The 18520-nt window shown below is 39.6% G+C and carries 21 protein-coding genes; 17 read left to right on the top strand and 4 right to left on the bottom strand.

Annotated elements, in window-relative coordinates; all coding sequences use genetic code 11:
- Nucleotides 1-70: 70 nt before the first annotated feature.
- A complete protein-coding gene (locus tag NSS77_RS14940) occupies nt 71-664 on the top strand; it encodes a peroxidase-related enzyme (RefSeq protein WP_342469443.1) in 594 nt (197 codons plus the stop codon).
- A 190-nt stretch (nt 665-854) separates the two neighbouring features.
- Nucleotides 855-1997, top strand: a complete 1143-nt coding sequence (locus tag NSS77_RS14935; protein ID WP_342469442.1) for a toxic anion resistance protein — start codon at nt 855-857, stop codon at nt 1995-1997.
- A 50-nt stretch (nt 1998-2047) separates the two neighbouring features.
- On the opposite strand, the gene NSS77_RS14930 is transcribed toward NSS77_RS14935, so the two are convergent.
- The gene (locus NSS77_RS14930; protein ID WP_342469441.1) at nt 2048-2365 is read right to left on the bottom strand and encodes a CotD family spore coat protein; all 318 of its coding nucleotides are present in this window, start codon (nt 2363-2365) and stop codon (nt 2048-2050) included.
- A gap of 369 nt (nt 2366-2734) precedes the next feature.
- Here NSS77_RS14930 and NSS77_RS14925 point away from each other — a divergent pair, with 369 nt between their 5' ends.
- The 6 genes from NSS77_RS14925 to NSS77_RS14900 all read left to right on the top strand — a co-directional run bounded on the left by NSS77_RS14925 (nt 2735) and on the right by NSS77_RS14900 (nt 8037).
- Nucleotides 2735-3688, top strand: coding sequence for an alpha/beta hydrolase (locus NSS77_RS14925; RefSeq protein WP_342469440.1), 954 nt, complete (start codon nt 2735-2737; stop codon nt 3686-3688).
- A gap of 173 nt (nt 3689-3861) precedes the next feature.
- Complete coding sequence (locus NSS77_RS14920; RefSeq protein WP_342469439.1) at nt 3862-4689, top strand: N-acetylmuramoyl-L-alanine amidase; 828 nt, start codon at nt 3862-3864, stop codon at nt 4687-4689.
- 198 nt (nt 4690-4887) lie between these two features.
- Nucleotides 4888-5790: an EamA family transporter RarD gene (gene rarD / locus NSS77_RS14915; RefSeq protein ID WP_342469438.1), complete on the top strand. Its 903-nt coding sequence runs from the start codon at nt 4888-4890 to the stop codon at nt 5788-5790.
- A 99-nt stretch (nt 5791-5889) separates the two neighbouring features.
- Complete coding sequence (locus tag NSS77_RS14910) at nt 5890-6516, top strand: hypothetical protein (RefSeq protein WP_342469437.1); 627 nt, start codon at nt 5890-5892, stop codon at nt 6514-6516.
- A 124-nt stretch (nt 6517-6640) separates the two neighbouring features.
- Nucleotides 6641-7357 carry a cytochrome c biogenesis protein CcdA gene (locus tag NSS77_RS14905; protein ID WP_342469436.1) on the top strand — a complete coding sequence of 239 codons (717 nt, stop codon included), beginning with the start codon at nt 6641-6643 and terminating at the stop codon, nt 7355-7357.
- Nucleotides 7358-7524: 167 nt separating this feature from the next.
- Nucleotides 7525-8037 (top strand): cytochrome c biogenesis protein CcdC, encoded by a 513-nt coding sequence (locus NSS77_RS14900; RefSeq protein WP_342469435.1) that lies wholly within the window; start codon nt 7525-7527, stop codon nt 8035-8037.
- A gap of 87 nt (nt 8038-8124) precedes the next feature.
- Here NSS77_RS14900 and NSS77_RS14895 read toward each other — a convergent pair whose 3' ends face one another.
- Nucleotides 8125-8547, bottom strand: a complete 423-nt coding sequence (locus tag NSS77_RS14895; protein WP_342471302.1) for a DUF2621 domain-containing protein — start codon at nt 8545-8547, stop codon at nt 8125-8127.
- A 135-nt stretch (nt 8548-8682) separates the two neighbouring features.
- Between NSS77_RS14895 and NSS77_RS14890 the strand changes: the two genes are divergently transcribed.
- The 5 genes from NSS77_RS14890 (at nt 8683) to NSS77_RS14870 (ending at nt 10949) form a co-directional block, all read left to right on the top strand.
- A complete protein-coding gene (locus NSS77_RS14890; RefSeq protein ID WP_342469434.1) occupies nt 8683-8901 on the top strand; it encodes a DUF1659 domain-containing protein in 219 nt (72 codons plus the stop codon).
- Between the two features lie 20 nt (nt 8902-8921).
- A complete protein-coding gene (locus NSS77_RS14885) occupies nt 8922-9134 on the top strand; it encodes a DUF2922 domain-containing protein (protein ID WP_342469433.1) in 213 nt (70 codons plus the stop codon).
- A 92-nt stretch (nt 9135-9226) separates the two neighbouring features.
- Nucleotides 9227-9376, top strand: a complete 150-nt coding sequence (locus tag NSS77_RS14880) for a YvrJ family protein (RefSeq protein WP_342469432.1) — start codon at nt 9227-9229, stop codon at nt 9374-9376.
- 118 nt (nt 9377-9494) lie between these two features.
- Complete coding sequence (locus NSS77_RS14875; RefSeq protein WP_342469431.1) at nt 9495-10121, top strand: SCO family protein; 627 nt, start codon at nt 9495-9497, stop codon at nt 10119-10121.
- 684 nt (nt 10122-10805) lie between these two features.
- Nucleotides 10806-10949 (top strand): hypothetical protein, encoded by a 144-nt coding sequence (locus NSS77_RS14870; protein ID WP_172597784.1) that lies wholly within the window; start codon nt 10806-10808, stop codon nt 10947-10949.
- A 96-nt stretch (nt 10950-11045) separates the two neighbouring features.
- On the opposite strand, the gene NSS77_RS14865 is transcribed toward NSS77_RS14870, so the two are convergent.
- On the bottom strand, nt 11046-12146 hold the full coding sequence (locus tag NSS77_RS14865; RefSeq protein ID WP_342469430.1) for a methionine biosynthesis PLP-dependent protein: 1101 nt from the start codon (nt 12144-12146) through the stop codon (nt 11046-11048).
- 245 nt (nt 12147-12391) lie between these two features.
- On the opposite strand from NSS77_RS14865, the gene NSS77_RS14860 reads away from it, so the two are divergent.
- A complete protein-coding gene (locus NSS77_RS14860; RefSeq protein ID WP_342469429.1) occupies nt 12392-13081 on the top strand; it encodes a lytic transglycosylase domain-containing protein in 690 nt (229 codons plus the stop codon).
- Between the two features lie 135 nt (nt 13082-13216).
- Here the strand turns inward: NSS77_RS14860 and NSS77_RS14855 are convergent, their stop codons facing one another.
- Nucleotides 13217-13474 carry a GlsB/YeaQ/YmgE family stress response membrane protein gene (locus NSS77_RS14855; RefSeq protein ID WP_342469428.1) on the bottom strand — a complete coding sequence of 86 codons (258 nt, stop codon included), beginning with the start codon at nt 13472-13474 and terminating at the stop codon, nt 13217-13219.
- Between the two features lie 689 nt (nt 13475-14163).
- Between NSS77_RS14855 and ilvD the strand changes: the two genes are divergently transcribed.
- The 3 genes from ilvD to ilvN all read left to right on the top strand — a co-directional run bounded on the left by ilvD (nt 14164) and on the right by ilvN (nt 18515).
- Nucleotides 14164-15834 (top strand): dihydroxy-acid dehydratase, encoded by a 1671-nt coding sequence (gene ilvD, locus NSS77_RS14850; protein ID WP_342469427.1) that lies wholly within the window; start codon nt 14164-14166, stop codon nt 15832-15834.
- Nucleotides 15835-16239: 405 nt separating this feature from the next.
- The gene (ilvB, locus tag NSS77_RS14845) at nt 16240-17997 is read left to right on the top strand and encodes a biosynthetic-type acetolactate synthase large subunit (RefSeq protein WP_342469426.1); all 1758 of its coding nucleotides are present in this window, start codon (nt 16240-16242) and stop codon (nt 17995-17997) included.
- Nucleotides 17994-18515 carry an acetolactate synthase small subunit gene (ilvN, locus tag NSS77_RS14840; protein WP_342469425.1) on the top strand — a complete coding sequence of 174 codons (522 nt, stop codon included), beginning with the start codon at nt 17994-17996 and terminating at the stop codon, nt 18513-18515. Before ilvB ends, ilvN begins: the two co-directional genes overlap by 4 nt.
- The last annotated feature ends 5 nt before the right edge of the window (nt 18516-18520 follow it).

Raw genomic sequence — 18520 nt, 5'->3', positions numbered from 1 at the left:
CGCTGTTCTAAAATATTATCCTTCATTCATATAAAATAATATGAGAAAATTGATAGAAAAGTGGGGAAGAATGATGGGTATGTATGATGAACAATGGTCTTATTTGCAAAAGCCGAAACTAGAAGAAATTCCGTCTGAGCTGCAAGCGTATTTTGAGGAAAACGTCCGTAAACAGGAAGAAAAATTGGGGGTTGTAAACACCTTATTCAATATTTTGCCTTTGAACCCCATCCAATTCAAAGCTTTCCTCGACTTCATGTATTCCTTGTTTAACACGAAAAACACGTACTTGGATTTGGTTGACAAAGAAATGATTGGTCTTGTTGTGTCTTCTGTGAATTGCTGCAATTATTGTTTGACCACTCATAGTGATACGTTGAGAAGACTTACAGGGGATCCGGTATGGGTCGATACATTGACGTATAACTACAGAAGTGCAGAATTGACAAAAAAACAGCGGGCACTATGCGACTATGCATTCCGTGCGACAAAGTATCCGGATGAACTTACAACAAAAGAAGTGGATTTGCTGAGGGAAGCGGGGTTCAATGATCATGAAATCCTGGAAGCTGCCTTTGTTGTCGGTTTCTTTAATTACACGAATCGTTGGGTCAGCACAATTGGGGCGATACCAAATCCGAAACATAATCAAAATCATCGTTAAACCGTTTCTGTTTAAAATGTCCACGTTCGATGGGAACGTGGTCTTTTTTATCTGCCTAAGTTTTATGTTGTGGAAAGGATTTTTTCATGGGTAAAAATTGAAACTTTCTTTATCAATCAATCGTATGCTAACTATCGAAATTAGTGTAAACTATAAACAATAAATGACGCATGAAGAACGGAGGATTGCCATGTCAGAAACGAAAAACCCGTTGTTTGAAGATTTGGATGCAAAATTGAATGAAGAAAAACATGAAATTGTTGAAGCGCCTCCACAACTTGTAACGGAAGAAGAGATGTCTCAATTGCGTAAGCGGCAATTGGAATTGAAAAAAGATCCGGCTGTCCTTGCGCTTGCCGAAAAAATAGACGTCAAAAATCAAATCGCCGTTTTGGAATTCGGGAAGGAAACCGCAAATTCGATTTCCAAGTTTTCCGACCGGATGTTATCTTCCATAAAACAAAGCAAATTGGAAAAATCGAGCGAGTTGATCAATCATTTAAATAAAATCATGGCCCGCTTCGATCCGGAAGATTTTAAAGAAGAAAAGAAAGGATTTTTGGCGCGTCTTTTTGGAAAAGGAAAAGAGCAGCTTCAGAAGATTTTATCGAAATACGAATCGATGAATAAAGAGATTGATGCCATCTATCAAGAGATTACAAAATACGAGCAGGAAATGAAGAAAAATACGGTCGAACTTGAACAAATGTACGATCAAAATCTTGAATATTTCAAAACATTGAGTGAATATATCGCTGCGATCGAAGTAAAAGTGGAGGAGCTGAAACCGGAACTTGCCAATTTGGAAGCCCGTGCCAACGAAGGGGATCAGGAAGCGCTGATGGAACTGGAATCATTGCAGCGGGCAATCGAATTGCTGGAACAGCGCCGCTACGATTTGGAAATGGCGCAACAAGTATCCTTCCAGGCAGCACCGCAAATCCGGTTAATGCAGCAGGGGAACAACCACTTGATTGCCAAAATCAATTCCGCTTTTGTAACGACAATCCCTATTTTTAAACAGGGACTAATCCATGCCGTGACGATTCAACGTCAAAAATTGATTTCTGATTCGATGCAGGAATTGGATAAACGGACGAACGAAATGTTGATGAGAAACGCAGAAAATATCCGCCGCAACAGTGTGGATATCGCCCGCACGGCAAGTCAGCCGGGCATCAAGATTGAAACCCTTGAAAATACTTGGAGAACCATTTTGGCAGGCATTGAAGAAACAAAACAAATCCAGGCGGAAACCGTTCGAAACCGGGAAGAAGGAAGAAAGCGGCTTGAACAACTGCAAATTGAATATGAAAAATTGAAAAAAATGTAAAAAAACAACTGCACCACGTTCAACAAAATGGTGGTGCAGTTGTTTTTTAATTAAAATCCGAATCTTCTTTGTTGCATTGGGAAACATTGCGGATTTGGATTTCGTGGATCGCAGCATTGCTGGGACATTTGGTAATATTCATTCACTTCGGAATACGTTCTAGGAAAATAGTGTTGATGGTGATAGATATGCCGGTTGACAGTAGTTGTATGCACTGGATGAAAGTGTGGAACAATTGTATTGAAAACGTTTGTTTTAACCACTTCTTGCGTTGGTGAAACTTGTGCAGGTGCAATCTGTGTTGGCATAATATTCGGTGGACAACAAATAGGTCTTGGTCTCATTTGATGATGTTTTCTACCATACATTTATTTTCACCTCCTTGCAAATCACTGTTCATCAATAGCATATGGGAGATTGAAATGCTCGATTAGATAAACACCTAGAGAAAAATAAATAAAACGGAACGGTTAGAAAAGAGTTTTGGGGTTCTATTATTTCTAAGGATTGAAAGATATGACCGAACGCCGGTCTTTGAGGGAGATAGATGGGGTTTTTACTTTTATGAGGAAGTTTCTAAATTTCAAATTCCATCTTTTGAAATTTTAGAGCGCCATCAAGGCTTTTCATATAAAGTTGTTTATTTGGAAAGTTTTTTGTTGAAAGTGGGGCCCGTTAGGTATACAATTAAAACATAGTAAACGAATAAGAATTATAAGAAAAAAGGATGATCCTCAATGTCCTATTTATTGTCCAATACAATCGAATATTTAAAAGAAGCGAATCAACAACCCCCTTTATATACAATGGATCCAGCCGAAGAAAGAAATAGAAGGGAAATTGCTTTAAAATTGAAAACCAAAACCCGTTCCAGTTTTATAAAGAAGAAAGACCAATTGATTCCTGTCAGAGATGGAAGCAAGATAAAGGTTCGCATATATAGGCCGACAGGAAATGGCCCATTTCCCATCATCATCTATTATCATGGCGGTGGCTGGGTATTGAACAGTATTGAAACCTGCGATGAGTCGTGTCAGTTGTTGGCAGAGTCAACGAACTCCGTTGTCGTTTCTGTAAATTACCGTTTGGCTCCTGAATACAAATTCCCGACACCGGTTTATGATGCATATGATGCGTTCCTATGGACAGTGAAAAACAACAATCGATTAAACGGCAACAAGAAAATTATTGTGGCGGGAGACAGCGCAGGCGGCAATTTGGCTACAGTTGTAACATTGTTAAACCGGGACTTGCAAGGGCCTGAAATCCATGCGCAAATTTTGTTATATCCCGTAACCGATTTAACTTTCAGTACGCCATCTTATGAAGAATTCGCAGTCGGATTTGGCCTGTTGAAAGAAGACATGGCGTGGTTTAGAAAACACTATTTGAACAATGTGAATGAAACTTTCCACCAATATGCTTCCCCTTTATTGGCGGACGATTTGTCGAATCTGCCTCCTGCATTCATTGTTGTTGCGGAAAATGATGTATTAAGGGATGAAGGAATCCGTTACGCAAACAAATTGATTGAATTTGGAGGAAAGGTTGAATTGACCGTTGCCCGTGGACTTGTTCATAGCTATTTCACAAAAAATCAATTCTTCGATGAAAATATCAAGGATACTATTTTTCAAATTCGCGCTTTTTTATCAACAATCACTACTAAAGGAGAAATCAACGCTTCTTGATGGCCGACTTTTCAAAGTTGGCCATTTTTTTGTCTCTGTTATAGCCTTTCTTGATCATTTAATTGATAGAAGGTTAAGTGGATTAAGCTATGAGCCCTTCTCCGATTTTGGATGCAACGTACTATAAAGTGTAAGATTTTTTAATAAGTCTTTATATGTTTGGAGGTGAAATCATGAGTTCTATTGCAATCAGTCCAGGGCATTTCGGCGTTGGCAGTGGTGCAAGAGATATCATAGATGAAGTGACGGAAGCAAGAAAAGTGGTAGATCGGGTTGCCTATTTATTGCAGCAGGAAGGAATAACGGTCCACAAAATTGTGGATGATCGTTCGAAAAAGCAGAGTGACAACCTGAATTATTTGATACGTGAACATAACTCCAAAAACAGGAAGCTGGATGTGAGTATTCATTTCAACTCTTCCGGCAAAAGAACAGACCAGCCATTGGGCACAGAAGTTTTGTATCTTAATGATTCACTTCAGGCCTTTGCGGCGAGAATGAGTCAGGCCATTGCCAAAGCAAGCGGATTAAAAAATAGAGGTGCCAAAAAAAGAAGTGAGCTCGCTTTTTTGAAAGGGACAAATCAACCTGCCGTTCTCATTGAAGTATGTTTCGTTAACTCAGTGCAAGATGTGAAAATCTATCAATCGAAATTCAATGAAATCTGCGAGGCGATCGCAAAAGAGTGCATTGCGTATGTTGCACCAAACCTGACCAATAAAGAAAGCGATCTGGAAAACGTTGAGGGCGAAATTCAAAAGACGTTGCCTTCCGTTGGTACAAAAGGAGAATTTACTAGTCCGGAATTAAAAAAACGGCTTGATGCGATATTAAAAGACCAAAAAATGATTGAAGCCATTGTCCGAAAAGGGATTGATGAACAGGCCATCCATGGGGTTTGGCTCGAAAAACTGCGCGATGGCACGTTATCTTCCGCTGATTTGTTGGGTATCAGCACTTTAATTATCGAGCATCAGATAAAAAATGCGGGTAAAAAGTGAGCTGAGACAATGGCCACTTTTATAAAAAAATAACGTTTTAATTTTTTTTGCGCTCTTTCGAAAGGGGATTTATGTTACTTTTGGAAAATCATTCTAAATGATCGTTTGGTTTTTACATTTACTTCCCTATTTTCCATCGTTATAATTTTTATAATATCTTATATTTCAAAAATGATTGAAAGGCATGGTTAAAATTTTATGACTGAAGAGAAAAAAGGCATGCTTAATGCCATTCTAGCTTATACCATCTGGGGATTCTTTCCCGTTTATTGGAAAGTTCTCGAACATGTAAATAGCATGGAAATATTGTTAAACCGGATTATTTGGTCTTTTGTATTTACAACCCTTTTTATATTAATCATTGGCCAAAAGAATAAATTGGCCGCTGACTTGAAATATCTTTGGCACAATAAAAAGATCTTTTTCTCATTGATGCTGGCTTCTTTTGTCATCTCATGCAATTGGTTTTTGTACATATGGGCGGTAACGAATGATCATGTGGTGGAGACAAGCCTTGGGTACTATATTAACCCGTTGATCACCGTATTGTTTGGCGTATTTCTATTCAAAGAACAATTGTCGAAAGCCCAAATCCTTTCCGTGATACTTGCATTTTGTGGAGTCGCATTGATGGCGGTGCGTTACGGGAAAATCCCATGGGTCGCATTGTGCATCGCCCTGTCATTTGCCATCTATGGCGCATTAAAGAAAAAAATTCAACTGGATGCCACCAGGGGGTTGGCAATTGAAACATTGTTCATTTTGCCTGTTGCAATAGTTTATTATATTTTTCTTATGTCAACTACTGATATTTCATTTTTACATATTGATTGGAAAACGGATCTGTTTCTTATTTTAGGAGGCTTAGTGACAGCATATCCTTTAATTTTATTCGCAAAGGGAGCGAAAGCTTTGCCCCAATCCATTTTAGGCTTTATCCAATATGTTTCCCCGACGATTCTATTGATTTTGGGGGCTGCGGTTTACGGTGAACCGTTTACAAGTGTGGAATTGATTTCTTTTGGTTTCATATGGATGGCCATCATCATTTTCAGTTTATCCGCCATTTTGGAAAATCGGAAAAAACGTACCCTGACATAAAAGGATTTTTTAAAATTTTATAGAAATATCAAAAATTGTGATATTTTCTATCTCTTTCTTGAATATCCGATTTTTTAGATGAGTGGAGGGGGAGTGTTCATGTATGTGAAAATGAATGGTAAGGAGTTCCATTTCCATCGGGTTCGAATTGATCTTTTGGAAACGGATATACGTGAACCATTTCGTTTCTTTGATAAGAAAACGATTCGCGATCTTCTCCGGCATAACCGTTACCAACATCTGAGAGAGAAGGTGATGAATGAATATGAAGAAATTTTGGATGTGCCTGCTGGTCCCGCCCTTTATAACTTGAAAAAAAAGAACGACCCATTTTACAAAGAATTTCTGAATAATTACGGTGATTTGGCTTATTGCCAATTCGTCGTAAAGGGCAATGAGACATTACTAAATAAAAAGGGCGTATATACGATTATCATGAACGATAAAATTGTATTTGCAGGAATTTGCAATAATAAATTCAAGTTGAGATTTAATCAGCATATCGGAAATGTCTCTCCAAAGTCATGTTTCCGTGATGGCACCGCGACCCACTGTCATATCAATTCAAAAATAGCCCGGCACATCTTGGATTCAAATATCTATTTCCAAGTGTGTCCATTGAATGATTTGGAGGAAATGAAATCAGTAAAAAACTGGCTCATTGACCGTTTTGAACCATTGTGGAATTTAAGATTTGGAAGCGATGTCATTTATACGTATAATTAATGGGGAAATCAATTTCGGGAGCTTTTGGAATTCTCATTTGTTATGAATCCTTCAATTTTATTTCACTATTTTCTAACAAATCTTTGATATGATAGTAACAATAAGGACTTAAGGAGAGACAGAAATGGGTTCAAATATTAACGTATTATTCGCTTTTGGGGCAGGGTTTTTAAGCTTCATTTCCCCGTGTACATTGCCGCTCTATCCGGCTTTTCTTTCGTACATAACCGGAATGAGCTACGATGAAATAAAAAATGATAAAGGGATGCTGCAAAAAAGGGCCATTTTGCATACGCTCTTTTTCTTGATAGGGTTCTCGATTATTTTTATCGTCCTCGGTTTTGGTGCAAGATTGTTGTCCATTGAGAACTTCTTCCTGAATTATCAGGATTTGATCCGTCAAATCGGGGCCATTTTGATTGTCGCCTTTGGATTGATGATTGTCGGTTGGTTAAAAATCGACTTTTTAATGAAAGATCATAAATTCCAATTTAAGAGCAGACCTTCAGGTTATTTCGGATCATCATTGATCGGCCTTGCATTTGCGGCGGGTTGGACGCCGTGCACCGGTCCGATTTTGGCAGCGATCATCGCCCTGGCCATGACAAATCCCAATTCCGCAATGGGGTACATGATTGCTTACGTATTAGGTTTTTCCATCCCTTTCTTTATATTGTCTTTCTTTATTTCCAGAATGGGATGGCTTCGGAAATACAGCCAGAAAATTGTAAAAATCGGCGGGTATATCATGATTGCCATGGGAGTTTTGCTGTTCTTTGACGGCATGAATTATATCATCCGGGTGTTGTCACCAATCTTTGGAGGTTTTACCGGTTTCTAATTGTATTGGATGTTAGGACCTTGAAATTTCATGTCAATCATTCTAGGTGTATTGAAAAATGAATATTTCAAGGTTCTTAGATACATATGAATAAAACATTATGGTATATTATTAAGGAGCGCTGCCTGCAAACAGGCAGTTTTTTTAAGCCTATGAGGAGGGATAACATGTTTGAAAATATACCTTCTCGCTATATCATTATTGCGAGTACGTTGATGGCTATATTGATGGGTACCTTCATCATGATGATGAGATTGCGATCCCAAAGGAAACCGGTGAATGCAAAAAAAATACTGATACCGCCCATCGCCATGTCCACAGGGGCTTTGATGTTTGTATTTGAGGAGTTTCGGGTTCCGCCGTTACAAATATTAGAAGCCATTGTTGTCGGAGTCATTTTTTCTTTTGTATTGATTGCCACATCCAAATTTGAAATCCGGGACAACGAAATTTACATGAAACGTTCCAAAGCGTTTTTTATCATTTTAGTCAGCTTGTTATTGATACGGACTCTCGGAAAAGTGGTGTTAACCGATTCTTTTGATCCCGGTGAATTAGCCGGCATGTTCTGGTTATTGGCATTTGCCATGCTTTGGCCATGGCGCATCGCAATGCTCATTCAATATAAAAAAATTGAGAAATCCCATTTGATTGATTCGCTGGAAAAAGGGAACTTGTGAGTGGCGGCTTTCACGAAGGGGATAATGAATAAATAAAAAAATGATCATGCAATCCAAAAGATGATTGTATGATCATTTTTTTGTCTTTTATTTTTGGCTCTCGGCAAAATATTTTTCGTAAGGTGTAACATCAATGTTCATTTCGGCCAATTTTTTCCGCAAAAATTTATGGTCCCTTTTCGGCGTGGCAACGATGTAGCCTCTAATGATCAGTTCTTCTGTAATGCTTTTGGCTTTTTCTTTTACGGCAAGCTCGCTGATTTTTCCTGCAATGGACTCTTTGGCTTGCTGTCTGAATAATTCGGGTACGGGGCTGACCAGTTCATTCAATAGCTGTTTTGCTTCATCATTCCATAAATGCAAAGTCTTATTGATATAGTAATTTTGCCAATCCAACTCCGATTTTCCATCTTCTTTTGGCAATGATTTCAAAAACTTCCGGAACATAAAAAACCCGCCAATGGCCATCAAAATAACCATTATAAAACTCCAAACAACGAGTAACCACATTACCCAACCTACCAATTTGCTCACCTCTTTTTCTCTCTCTAAATCATTATAACAAGGAAGAAAAAATTTTCATTAACGTTGTCTCTATTTTTTCAACAAATTGATATATAGGTAGATGAAAGGGGGGAGAAGAAGATGGCCAACTTGACGTTCGAGCAAGGGACACTAAAACTCGTTTATGAAACGGGCGTTGATGAATCCGGCAATACGATTTTGGCGTCCAGAACTTACAGAAATGTGCGCAACAATGTGACAGCCGAGCAACTAGCCGGGGTGGTACAAGCATTCATCCAACTTTCCGGTCACCCGGTGGTCCAGGCTTCAGTGTCAAAAACGGAAAAAATCGAACTTTAATCTGTTAGGGGGGATAGTGAATGGCTAAGGTACTCGAAATGAAATTTGAAGCTGCCAACGGAAAGAATTTCACCATTTCAATCAATGATCCAAAACCGGATCTGACTCCATCAGATGTATCAAGCGCAATGGAAACCATCATGAATCAGGATGTGTTTCATGTAAATGGATCGGCGCTTGTTTCCATCAAACAGGCCCGCATGATTGATAAAACCATTGAAAATCTATTTTAATCTTTTGGAATCGGCAAAATCCTGAATGGATTTTGTCGATTTTCTAATCAATTGAAATTCGGCATGGTGTCCAATCGAAAGGGGAGATGCAAATGGAACAATGGATTACGCTCATTCAGGAAATCGGTTTTCCGATTGTCATTTCGTTTTATTTGCTGCATCGGATTGAAGTTAAGCTGGAAGCAATCTATTCGGTGCTTGCATCCATGAAAAGTATGAATGGAGAAAAAGTATTTGAATGAGAAGCAAGAAGTGAAATTTTTTTCACAAATTTGTTAAAAATCTTTCATGAGAAAAAGTTTTACTAAAATACGCCTTTCATTTATGATTAACATAGTATTCCAAGGGAGTTGAATCGTAATGAAGAAAAAGAAATTAATCATCATCACCTTGTTGCTGATTGTCGGGGTCCTATTATCTTCTTGCAGCAATTATAATTTTAAACCGACAATCGAGTATAAGATACAAGACTTTACTATGATTGATCATCGGGGAGAAACGGTTACTTTAGATGACTTAAAAGGGCAACCTTGGATTGCTATGTTTATTTTTACAAACTGCAAAACGATTTGCCAGCCAATGACGTTAAACATGTCGATAGTGCAAGAAAAATTGGTTGAAAAAGGCCTCGAAGATTACAAAATCGTCGGGTTTTCAGTAGACCCGGAAAATGATACGCCGGAAGCGTTATCCAAGTATTTGGACTACTTTACAGTTCCTGATGAATCGAAATGGCATCTGCTTACAGGCTATGATCAAAAATTCATCGAACAATTTGCACTTCAATCATTTAAAGCGCTTGTAAAAAAACCGGAAGATGATGATCAAGTGATTCATGGTTCCTCATTCTATCTCGTTGATGAAAATGGGGTTGCCGTAAAATATTATTCAGGTTATTCCGAAGAGGAAAATTCAGCTAAAGCTGTACCATATGATGAAATTGCATTGGATATGGAAACATTAATCAATAATATGAAGAATAAATAAAAAGAGGCTGGGACATAACTAATAAAATGAATGAGCTGCAAAAGAATTTTTTGTAAAAAATTGATATCGTAGAAAATTGATAGGAGTGACGGGGCGACTCCTGCGGGAACAGCCCGAGTCTCGAGACCCCGCAGGAGCGAAGGTGTGAGCTCCGAGGAGGCTCGAGCCGGGCCCGCGGAAAGCGTCCCCGGAACGGAAATCAATTTTCTTCAATTATCAAAAAAACACCATTTTCTCACGGGAGAAAATGGTGTTTTTTATCGTGCGCCCGGCATGTACATGAACTATAGGGTGTAAGTCCCGAACCCCGAAGACAGAAGTAGAGGTTAGCCAAGAGCAAGGGTGTCCGTGGTGACGCGGAATCTGAAGGAAGCTGGAGGCAAAACACCGGTCCGAGGAACACGAACCTCATATAAGGCTAGGTATGATTGAGTGAGTTTGCGAAACAAAACAAAGCTCTTTCTGTCGAAGGTCATATCGAGTAAATGAGGCGGATAGATGGTGTGAAAGTGCATGTACTTACCCGGGGAGGTCTGGCGGATAGGTGAAGTACGCTTCATAACCTACTTAGTGATCAGTAGCTGAACCGTCAGAAGTCAGCAGAGGTCATCGTATTAGTTGGTTTAGAACTACTAAGAAGGACCGAACAATGAAGAGAGAATAGCCCTTGGCATTCAGTGAGTCATGATGAACACAGAAAACGTAGTACCTCACTTGAGGAAGGAAGCGGTGAATCCCGTGGGGGACCTCTTGGAGGGTGGAGTGACCACTGGCATAAAGAGAACAGCTATTCACGGAAGTTATGAAAACTTGCGTCAATTATCTTAATTGAACCGCCGTATACGGAACCGTACGTACGGTGGTGTGAGAGGACGGGAGTTAATCGCTCCCTCCTACTCGATTTTTGTCCCAGCCTCTTTTTTATCAGCCTCTTAATGAATCAAAGACCTGTTTTAAATCGGCGATAATATCTTCCGCATTTTCTATTCCCACAGAAAAGCGCAAGAGACAATCGTCCACTCCGCGGGCAATTCGTTCTTCGTATGGAATGTCGGCATGTGTTTGAGTTGCAGGATATGTAATAAAGCTTTCCGGACCGCCTAAACTTTCGGCAAACGTAATGAGTTTCATATTTTTTAAGAACGGATTGACAAATTCAGGTTTCGTCAAACGGAATGAAAGCATTCCGCCTTTGCCGGTATACAGTACATCGGAAACTAAAGGTTCCTCTTTCAAATATGCAACGACTCTTTTCGCATTTTCATCATGCTGCTTCATTCTCACATGCAATGTTTTTAAACCGCGAATGACCAGCCAGCTATCGAAAGGGGACAGCACAAGCCCCATGCTGTTTTGATTAAATGACAATTTTTCGCTAAGCTCTTTCCCTTTTGAAACGACAAGACCGGCCAATGTATCGTTATGTCCCGCAATATATTTGGTCGCACTGTGCACAACAATATCCGCCCCATGTTCCATTGGCCGTTGGAAATATGGGGAGTAGAATGTATTATCAACGATAAATAACAAGTTATGTTTTTTGCAGATGTCATTGAAATAATCCAAATCAAATTCGATCATTAATGGATTTGTAGGTGTTTCAAGGAAAACGGCTTTTGTATGTTCGTTGATCAATCCTTCAACTTCTTCCACTTTTGAGAAGTACACCGGCCGGATTTGATACATTTCGTTAAATACTTTTAGTAAACGATAAGTCCCCCCATACACATCTTCCGGCAAAAGGATTTCATCACCCGGTTTGAAGATGGAAAGAACCAATTGAATGGCGGCCATTCCGGAGCTACAGGCAAAACCCGCATCCCCCCCCTCCAATTCCGCAATGCCATTTTCCAAAATTTCACGGGTCGGGTTTTTTGTTCGAATATAATCATATCCTGTAGATTCCCCAATGCCAGTGTGTCTATAGGCTGTGGACATATAAATTGGGGGATTTACAGCACCTGTTCGGATGTCGCTTTGATTTCCCAATTGAACTAATTTTGTTTCAATCCAATTTTTTGTCATGACTGTCACTCTTTCCTCGAAATACTTTATTGAATTGTTTATTAAACAATTTATCACAGGTCTTAATTCAAAAACAATAGTTTCAAGAATTAATAAAATTTTTCTTATTTTATAAATAGAAATAATAATAAAAACAATGAATTGAACTATTTTCCAAAATTCATTAGTGTTTTCAAATCAATTTTTCGTTTTTAGGTTATAATCAATGGTTAGAATAGTTAAATGCGCTCTCACAGGGGGAAATCATGGCTAAAAAGAAAAAACGGAAGAAACCTTTGATCAGTCCCGGAATGAAGTTTTTCCTGATCATTCTGCTCATTCCGGCATCAATGATTATTTACTCGTTTGTTTATTTCGCTTGGGAAGATTTGAAATCAATTATTTACCCTGAAGAATTATCTGAAATCGAAAAAATTCAAGAAGGATTTGACTTAAAAATACCGGAAGAATATATTCCAATCTACATAGCGGCCGGGGAAAAATACAATGTTCCATGGACGTTGCTTGCCGCCCATCATCGGGTGGAAACAAGATTTTCTACAATGGACACATTAGTCTCACCGGTGGGAGCGGAAGGGCATATGCAGTTCATGCCATGCACATTTGTTGGATGGGATCATCCGACCTGTGCGGGATTAGGGAAGGGAAACATTCCGGAATCTGAAAAAACCGATCCGAAAGTGATTGAAAAGTACGGCGGTTATGGAGTGGACGCGAATGGGGACGGTATTGCCGATCCGTTTGATATAGAAGATGCGATTTATAGTGCCGCCAATTTCTTGTCCAAATCCGGTGTACAGGATGGGGAAATTGAGAAAGCGGTTTTCCGTTATAACCACAGCAAGGAGTATGTAAAGAAAGTCCTGTATTATTATGAACAATATAATCGTGTCGGACCGTTATTGGAAAGGGAAGCATTGGCGGCGATTGACTGAAACGGATATGGATACGGAAACGAAAGGCAACGGTTTTTTGATGAAAGGCATTGTGGCCAACTTTATTGTTGGAAAAGAAAAATGATCATCCATTTGTCAGGATGATCATTTTTGATTTTTGTGAATGGGCAATTTTTAATCCGTTGCTTTTCTGAAACTTTTCATGATTAAACTTACAATGAAGACTAAAACCACGGAACCGATCAAAGCAGGGAAAATGTAGAAATTGGAGATTTCCCAACCCCAGTTTCCCAAAAATGCACTTCCAATCCAGGAGCCAATAATGCCCGCCACTATATTACCGATGATACCACCCGGAATATCTTTACCTACAATGACTCCTGCAAGCCAGCCGATGATTCCGCCGATAATTAAATACCAAATAAAATTCACGATTAATCCACTCCTTTAATTGTGTGCAACTTTTCTTGTGTTAGTGTGCTCAAATGCTTTGAAGATATGCAGACAATCCAAAGCGGGTTATCAATAAAATTTATTTTCAAAATATTTTGCAAATTGAACAAAAATGTCATATAATGTTCACAAAGAGGTCAAATATTTTGGGGATGGGGTGGATACATTATGCATATCACTATTAATGCATCTGAAAAATTAAATCGCCAAGGGATTATGTTTGCAATTCTTCATACGCTTGTATTATTCAATTTAGCCATCGACTTTACACTGGTTCCTATTATCTGATCTAACCCTCAAAGGGTTAGATTTTTTTTTGACAAAACTCAACAATCATTGTCTATACAGATGTCAAATACCCACTCATCATGATTAGTTTGCCGCCAAAAAAATTGATTATGTATCAACGGAGAAAAAACGGAATATTTCAAGTAAAGTGCAGCATTTAAATAGAAAGAAAACGTTTTCATTAAAATTCAAATTTTTAAAATTTTATAAAAAATTTCAAAAACCCTGTTGACGAAAGGGGCATTTTTGTACTATTATGACAACAATTTCACCGACAGTTTTTATAAAAGATGTTAAATGAGAATAATTGTCGGAAAATTTTTTATAACCCGTTTTTTTAAACATTGGAAATATTAGTATTTGTGAGGGGCGTTTGAAGTATGAGAAGTGATATGATCAAAGTAGGAGTTGACCGTGCTCCTCATCGTAGCTTACTTTATGCTACAGGCAAGGTAAAACCAAAAGACTTGGGAAAACCATTCATCGGTGTTTGCAACTCTTACATCGATATTATTCCAGGTCATGTACATTTACGTGAATTTGCTGAAGAAGTAAAAGAAGCGATCATTGAAGCAGGAGGAATTCCGTTTGAATTCAACACAATCGGTGTTGACGATGGAATTGCGATGGGTCACATCGGAATGCGTTACTCGTTGCCTAGCCGTGAACTGATTGCAGATTCTGCTGAAACAGTGATAAATGCTCACTGGTTTGATGGCGTATTCTTCATTCCAAACTGTGACAAAATCACGCCAGGAATGTTGATGGCTGCGGTTCGCACAAACGTTCCTTCCATATTCGTTTCCGGTGGACCGATGGAAGCGGGAAGAAGTGCCACAGGTAAACAATTGTCTCTAACTTCAGTTTTTGAAGGGATTGGGGCATTCAAATCCGGTCAAATGTCTGAGGAAGAATTTAAAGATATTGAAATGCACGCTTGTCCGACATGCGGATCCTGTTCGGGAATGTTTACTGCGAACTCCATGAACTGTTTAATGGAAATGCTGGGAGTTGCTCTTCCTGGAAATGGAACAATTGTTGCTACAAGCGAAAAGAGAAAAGAATTAATCCGTGAGGCTGCAAAACATTTAATTCGTATGATTGAAGAAGATGTCCGTCCACGCGACATCATCACAAAAGAAGCGATTGACGATGCCTTTGCACTGGATATGGCAATGGGCGGTTCAACAAATACAGTGCTGCACACATTGGCCATTGCCCACGAAGCAGGAATTGATTATAACTTGGAAGACATTAATAAAATCGCTGAACGCGTTCCATATATTGCGAAAATCATGCCAGCTTCCGACATTTCAATGGATGATGTCAATAAAGCCGGCGGAGTAAGTGCAATCATCAATGAATTGGCAAAAATCCCTGGCTGCATTCACCCGGATCGCATAACGGTAACCGGTAAAACAATCGGTGAACTTGTAAAAGATCATGAAATTACAAATATTGATGTCATCCGTACAAAAGACAATCCATACAGCAAGGTGGGAGGATTATCCATCCTTTATGGAAATATCGCACCTGAAGGATCTGTCATCAAAGTTGGTGCCGTAGATCCATCCATCAAAGTCTTTACTGGCGAAGCAATTGTCTTCAATTCGCAAGATGAAGCATTGGCTGCCATTGATTCCGGGGAAGTTAGGGAAGGACACGTTGTTGTCATTCGCTATGAAGGCCCTAAAGGCGGTCCTGGTATGCCGGAGATGCTTGCTCCGACTTCTGCCATTATGGGACGAGGCCTTGGAACAAAAGTGGCCTTGATTACAGATGGCCGTTTCAGCGGTGCATCAAGAGGAATTTCAATTGGCCATATTTCACCAGAAGCAGCTGAAGGCGGACCTATTGCATTAGTTGAAAATGGTGATATAATTGAAATCGATTTACCTAATCGGACAATCAATTTAAAAGTATCTGACGAAGAGTTGGAACAACGCCGTAAGAATTTAAAACCATTCGAACCGAAAATTAAAACCGGATGGTTAGCAAGATATTCAAAACTCGTGACAAACGCTTCTAAAGGCGGTATTATGAAAATATAATTTTCATAAAATTTCGATGAGTCTTGAACTTTAAAATATTTAATTATAAACGTATAACTCAATGATGAGGTAAAAGGATATAGAGCATTGTATCTACCAGAGAGTCGGGATTGGTGGAAACCGATGATACAACTATATCCGACATCCCCTCGGAGTGAGCTATTAAACGCGAAAACGCCATTAGATAGCTCCGGGCACTGTTTCGTGCACCGTTACCAATGAATAGCTATTCCATCTATGTTGCCGTGGGTGGAATGTGACAGCTATTCGCAGAGGTAGCGTTCTTGCTACGAAAAAGGGTGGTACCATGAAAAGTCTTTTTCATCCCTTCGCAAAAGGTAATCTTTTGCGGTGGAGAAAAAGGCTTTTTTATTTTAGATATTTTAGAAGGAGGATGTATACGAAATGACTGCAAATGCGTCAACAAACGCAAAAATGGATGCCTCACCATCAGGGATGCAGGAAGTTGAAAACAGACCGAAAAATGGTGCTGATATTTTAATTAAAGCGTTACATGATCAGGGTGTTGATATCGTCTTTGGCTACCCAGGCGGTGCTGTGTTGCACGTCTATGATGCAATGTATAAGAATCCGATCCGTCATATTTTGACTCGTCATGAACAAGGAGCTATCCACGCTGCAGAAGGATATGCGCGTGTTTTAAATAAACCGGGTGTTGTGATTGCGACAAGCGGTCCAGGTGCGACGAACCTAGTAACAGGAATTACCGATGCGATGATCGACTCGATTCCACTGGTGATTTTCACAGGGCAAGTGGCAACGACGGTGATTGGTTCGGATGCCTTCCAGGAAGCGGATATTATCGGAATTACGACTCCTATTACGAAACACAATTATCAAGTGCAGGATGTAAACGATATTCCGCGCATCGTCAAAGAAGCATTCCATATTGCGAACTCCGGAAGAAAAGGGCCTGTTCTCATCGACTTGCCAAAAAACATTTCGACAGCCATTTTTGATGAAGCAAAAGCAAATGTGCCGGATGAAGTGTATTTGCCAGGATACCAACCAAATTATAAACCGAATTATCTGCAAATTCAGAAAGCTATCCAGGCAATCAGCGAAGCGAAAAAGCCGGTAGTCCTTGTTGGAGCAGGGGTGCTCTTTGCAAATGCATGCGACGAACTTGTCGAATTTGTAGAGAAATACAAACTTCCTGTAGTCACAACATTACTTGGTTTAGGAAGCATTTCCGGCAATCACGAATTGAATTACGGCATGGCTGGAATGCACGGTGCGGTAGTGGCAAACGACGCGATTACAAAATCGGATTTGCTCATCAACATCGGTTCGCGTTTCGATGACCGTTTAACAGGTGATACATTGAGATTTGCACCGGAGGCGAAAATCATCCATATTGACATCGATCCTGCCGAAATCGGAAAGAATATTCGTACGGACATTCCGATTGTGGCAGACGCAAAAGAAGCGTTGAAAGCATTGTTGAAGAACGACTTCAACGCACCGGACACAGCTGAATGGATCGATTATTTGAACAGCGTAAGAGATGAATATCCATTCTGGTATGTGGAAGATGAAAAAGAAGTATTGCCGCAACAAATCATTGAAATGGTACACACAATCACGAACGGAGATGCGATTGTGACGACAGACGTAGGTCAGCACCAAATGTGGGCTGCCCAATACTATCTGCAAAATCACAGCCATCAATGGGTAACATCAGGCGGCCTTGGAACGATGGGATTCGGATTACCAGCCGCAATCGGAGCCCAATTTGCCAAACCGGATAAAAAAGTAATCTCCATTGTGGGAGATGCCGGTTTCCAAATGACTTCCCAAGAACTTGCGTTATTGAAAGAATTCAACCTACCAGTGAAAGTCATTATCATCAACAATGCCGCTCTCGGCATGGTGCGCCAATGGCAAGAATTATTCTACGATAGCCGTTATTCACAAAGTTTAATGCCGGTTCAGCCGGATTTTGTGAAATTGGCTGAAGCTTACGGATTAAAAGGATATCGAATTCAGACAATCGATGAAGCAGAAAGAATTTTGGCAGAAGCGATCAATTCCGATGAGCCGGTTGTTGTTGATTGCCGTGTGAAACAACTGGAAAATGTGTACCCAATGGTGCCATCGGGCAAAGCGCTTCATGAAATGGTAGGGGTGAAAAAATTTTGAAACGAGTAATTACTGTAACAGTTATCAACCAAAGTGGCGTATTAAACCGTGTAACAGGTTTATTGATGAAAAGACAATTCAATATTGAATCCATTACGGTTGGTCATACAGAGCAACCGAACATTTCCAAAATGACACTGGTGGTCAATATTGAAGATGATGTGAAATTGGAACAGCTCATCAAACAATTGTCGAAACAAATTGATGTATTGAAGGTCAATGACATCACTGATAAAGCGATTGTTCTTCGTGAACTCGCACTTGTCAAAGTGGTATCGCCTCCGAATTTGAGACTTGAAATGAATGCCATTGTTGAGCCATTCCGGCCTCAAATCGTCGATACTTCAAAAAATGTTGTCACTTATCAAGTGATCGGCCATCCGGACAAAATCGATGCCTTCATCGAACTTGTCCGGCCATATGGAATCAAGGAATTGACGCGAACAGGCGTGACTGCTACTGTTCGTGAGGTGCAACAAACATTCTATGATCAAACACCTCTTTCACTTTTAAAATAAATTTT

The organism is Ureibacillus sp. FSL K6-3587 (genome assembly GCF_038593165.1).
Lineage (GTDB): Bacteria > Bacillota > Bacilli > Bacillales_A > Planococcaceae > Ureibacillus > Ureibacillus suwonensis.
This window is presented reverse-complemented; position numbering and strand designations above follow the sequence as displayed.

Excerpts from the sequence above, each read along its gene's own strand:
- NSS77_RS14940 (WP_342469443.1), top strand. The coding sequence starts at position 71 with ATGATGGGTATGTATGATGAACAATGGTCTTATTTGCAAAAGCCGAAA.
- NSS77_RS14935 (WP_342469442.1), top strand. The coding sequence starts at position 855 with ATGTCAGAAACGAAAAACCCGTTGTTTGAAGATTTGGATGCAAAATTG.
- NSS77_RS14930 (WP_342469441.1), bottom strand. The coding sequence starts at position 2,365 with ATGTATGGTAGAAAACATCATCAAATGAGACCAAGACCTATTTGTTGT.
- NSS77_RS14925 (WP_342469440.1), top strand. The coding sequence starts at position 2,735 with ATGTCCTATTTATTGTCCAATACAATCGAATATTTAAAAGAAGCGAAT.
- NSS77_RS14920 (WP_342469439.1), top strand. The coding sequence starts at position 3,862 with ATGAGTTCTATTGCAATCAGTCCAGGGCATTTCGGCGTTGGCAGTGGT.
- rarD (WP_342469438.1), top strand. The coding sequence starts at position 4,888 with ATGACTGAAGAGAAAAAAGGCATGCTTAATGCCATTCTAGCTTATACC.
- NSS77_RS14910 (WP_342469437.1), top strand. The coding sequence starts at position 5,890 with ATGTATGTGAAAATGAATGGTAAGGAGTTCCATTTCCATCGGGTTCGA.
- NSS77_RS14905 (WP_342469436.1), top strand. The coding sequence starts at position 6,641 with ATGGGTTCAAATATTAACGTATTATTCGCTTTTGGGGCAGGGTTTTTA.
- NSS77_RS14900 (WP_342469435.1), top strand. The coding sequence starts at position 7,525 with ATGTTTGAAAATATACCTTCTCGCTATATCATTATTGCGAGTACGTTG.
- NSS77_RS14895 (WP_342471302.1), bottom strand. The coding sequence starts at position 8,547 with ATGTGGTTACTCGTTGTTTGGAGTTTTATAATGGTTATTTTGATGGCC.
- NSS77_RS14890 (WP_342469434.1), top strand. The coding sequence starts at position 8,683 with ATGGCCAACTTGACGTTCGAGCAAGGGACACTAAAACTCGTTTATGAA.
- NSS77_RS14885 (WP_342469433.1), top strand. The coding sequence starts at position 8,922 with ATGGCTAAGGTACTCGAAATGAAATTTGAAGCTGCCAACGGAAAGAAT.
- NSS77_RS14880 (WP_342469432.1), top strand. The coding sequence starts at position 9,227 with ATGGAACAATGGATTACGCTCATTCAGGAAATCGGTTTTCCGATTGTC.
- NSS77_RS14875 (WP_342469431.1), top strand. The coding sequence starts at position 9,495 with ATGAAGAAAAAGAAATTAATCATCATCACCTTGTTGCTGATTGTCGGG.
- NSS77_RS14870 (WP_172597784.1), top strand. The coding sequence starts at position 10,806 with ATGATGAACACAGAAAACGTAGTACCTCACTTGAGGAAGGAAGCGGTG.
- NSS77_RS14865 (WP_342469430.1), bottom strand. The coding sequence starts at position 12,146 with ATGACAAAAAATTGGATTGAAACAAAATTAGTTCAATTGGGAAATCAA.
- NSS77_RS14860 (WP_342469429.1), top strand. The coding sequence starts at position 12,392 with ATGGCTAAAAAGAAAAAACGGAAGAAACCTTTGATCAGTCCCGGAATG.
- ilvD (WP_342469427.1), top strand. The coding sequence starts at position 14,164 with ATGAGAAGTGATATGATCAAAGTAGGAGTTGACCGTGCTCCTCATCGT.
- ilvB (WP_342469426.1), top strand. The coding sequence starts at position 16,240 with ATGACTGCAAATGCGTCAACAAACGCAAAAATGGATGCCTCACCATCA.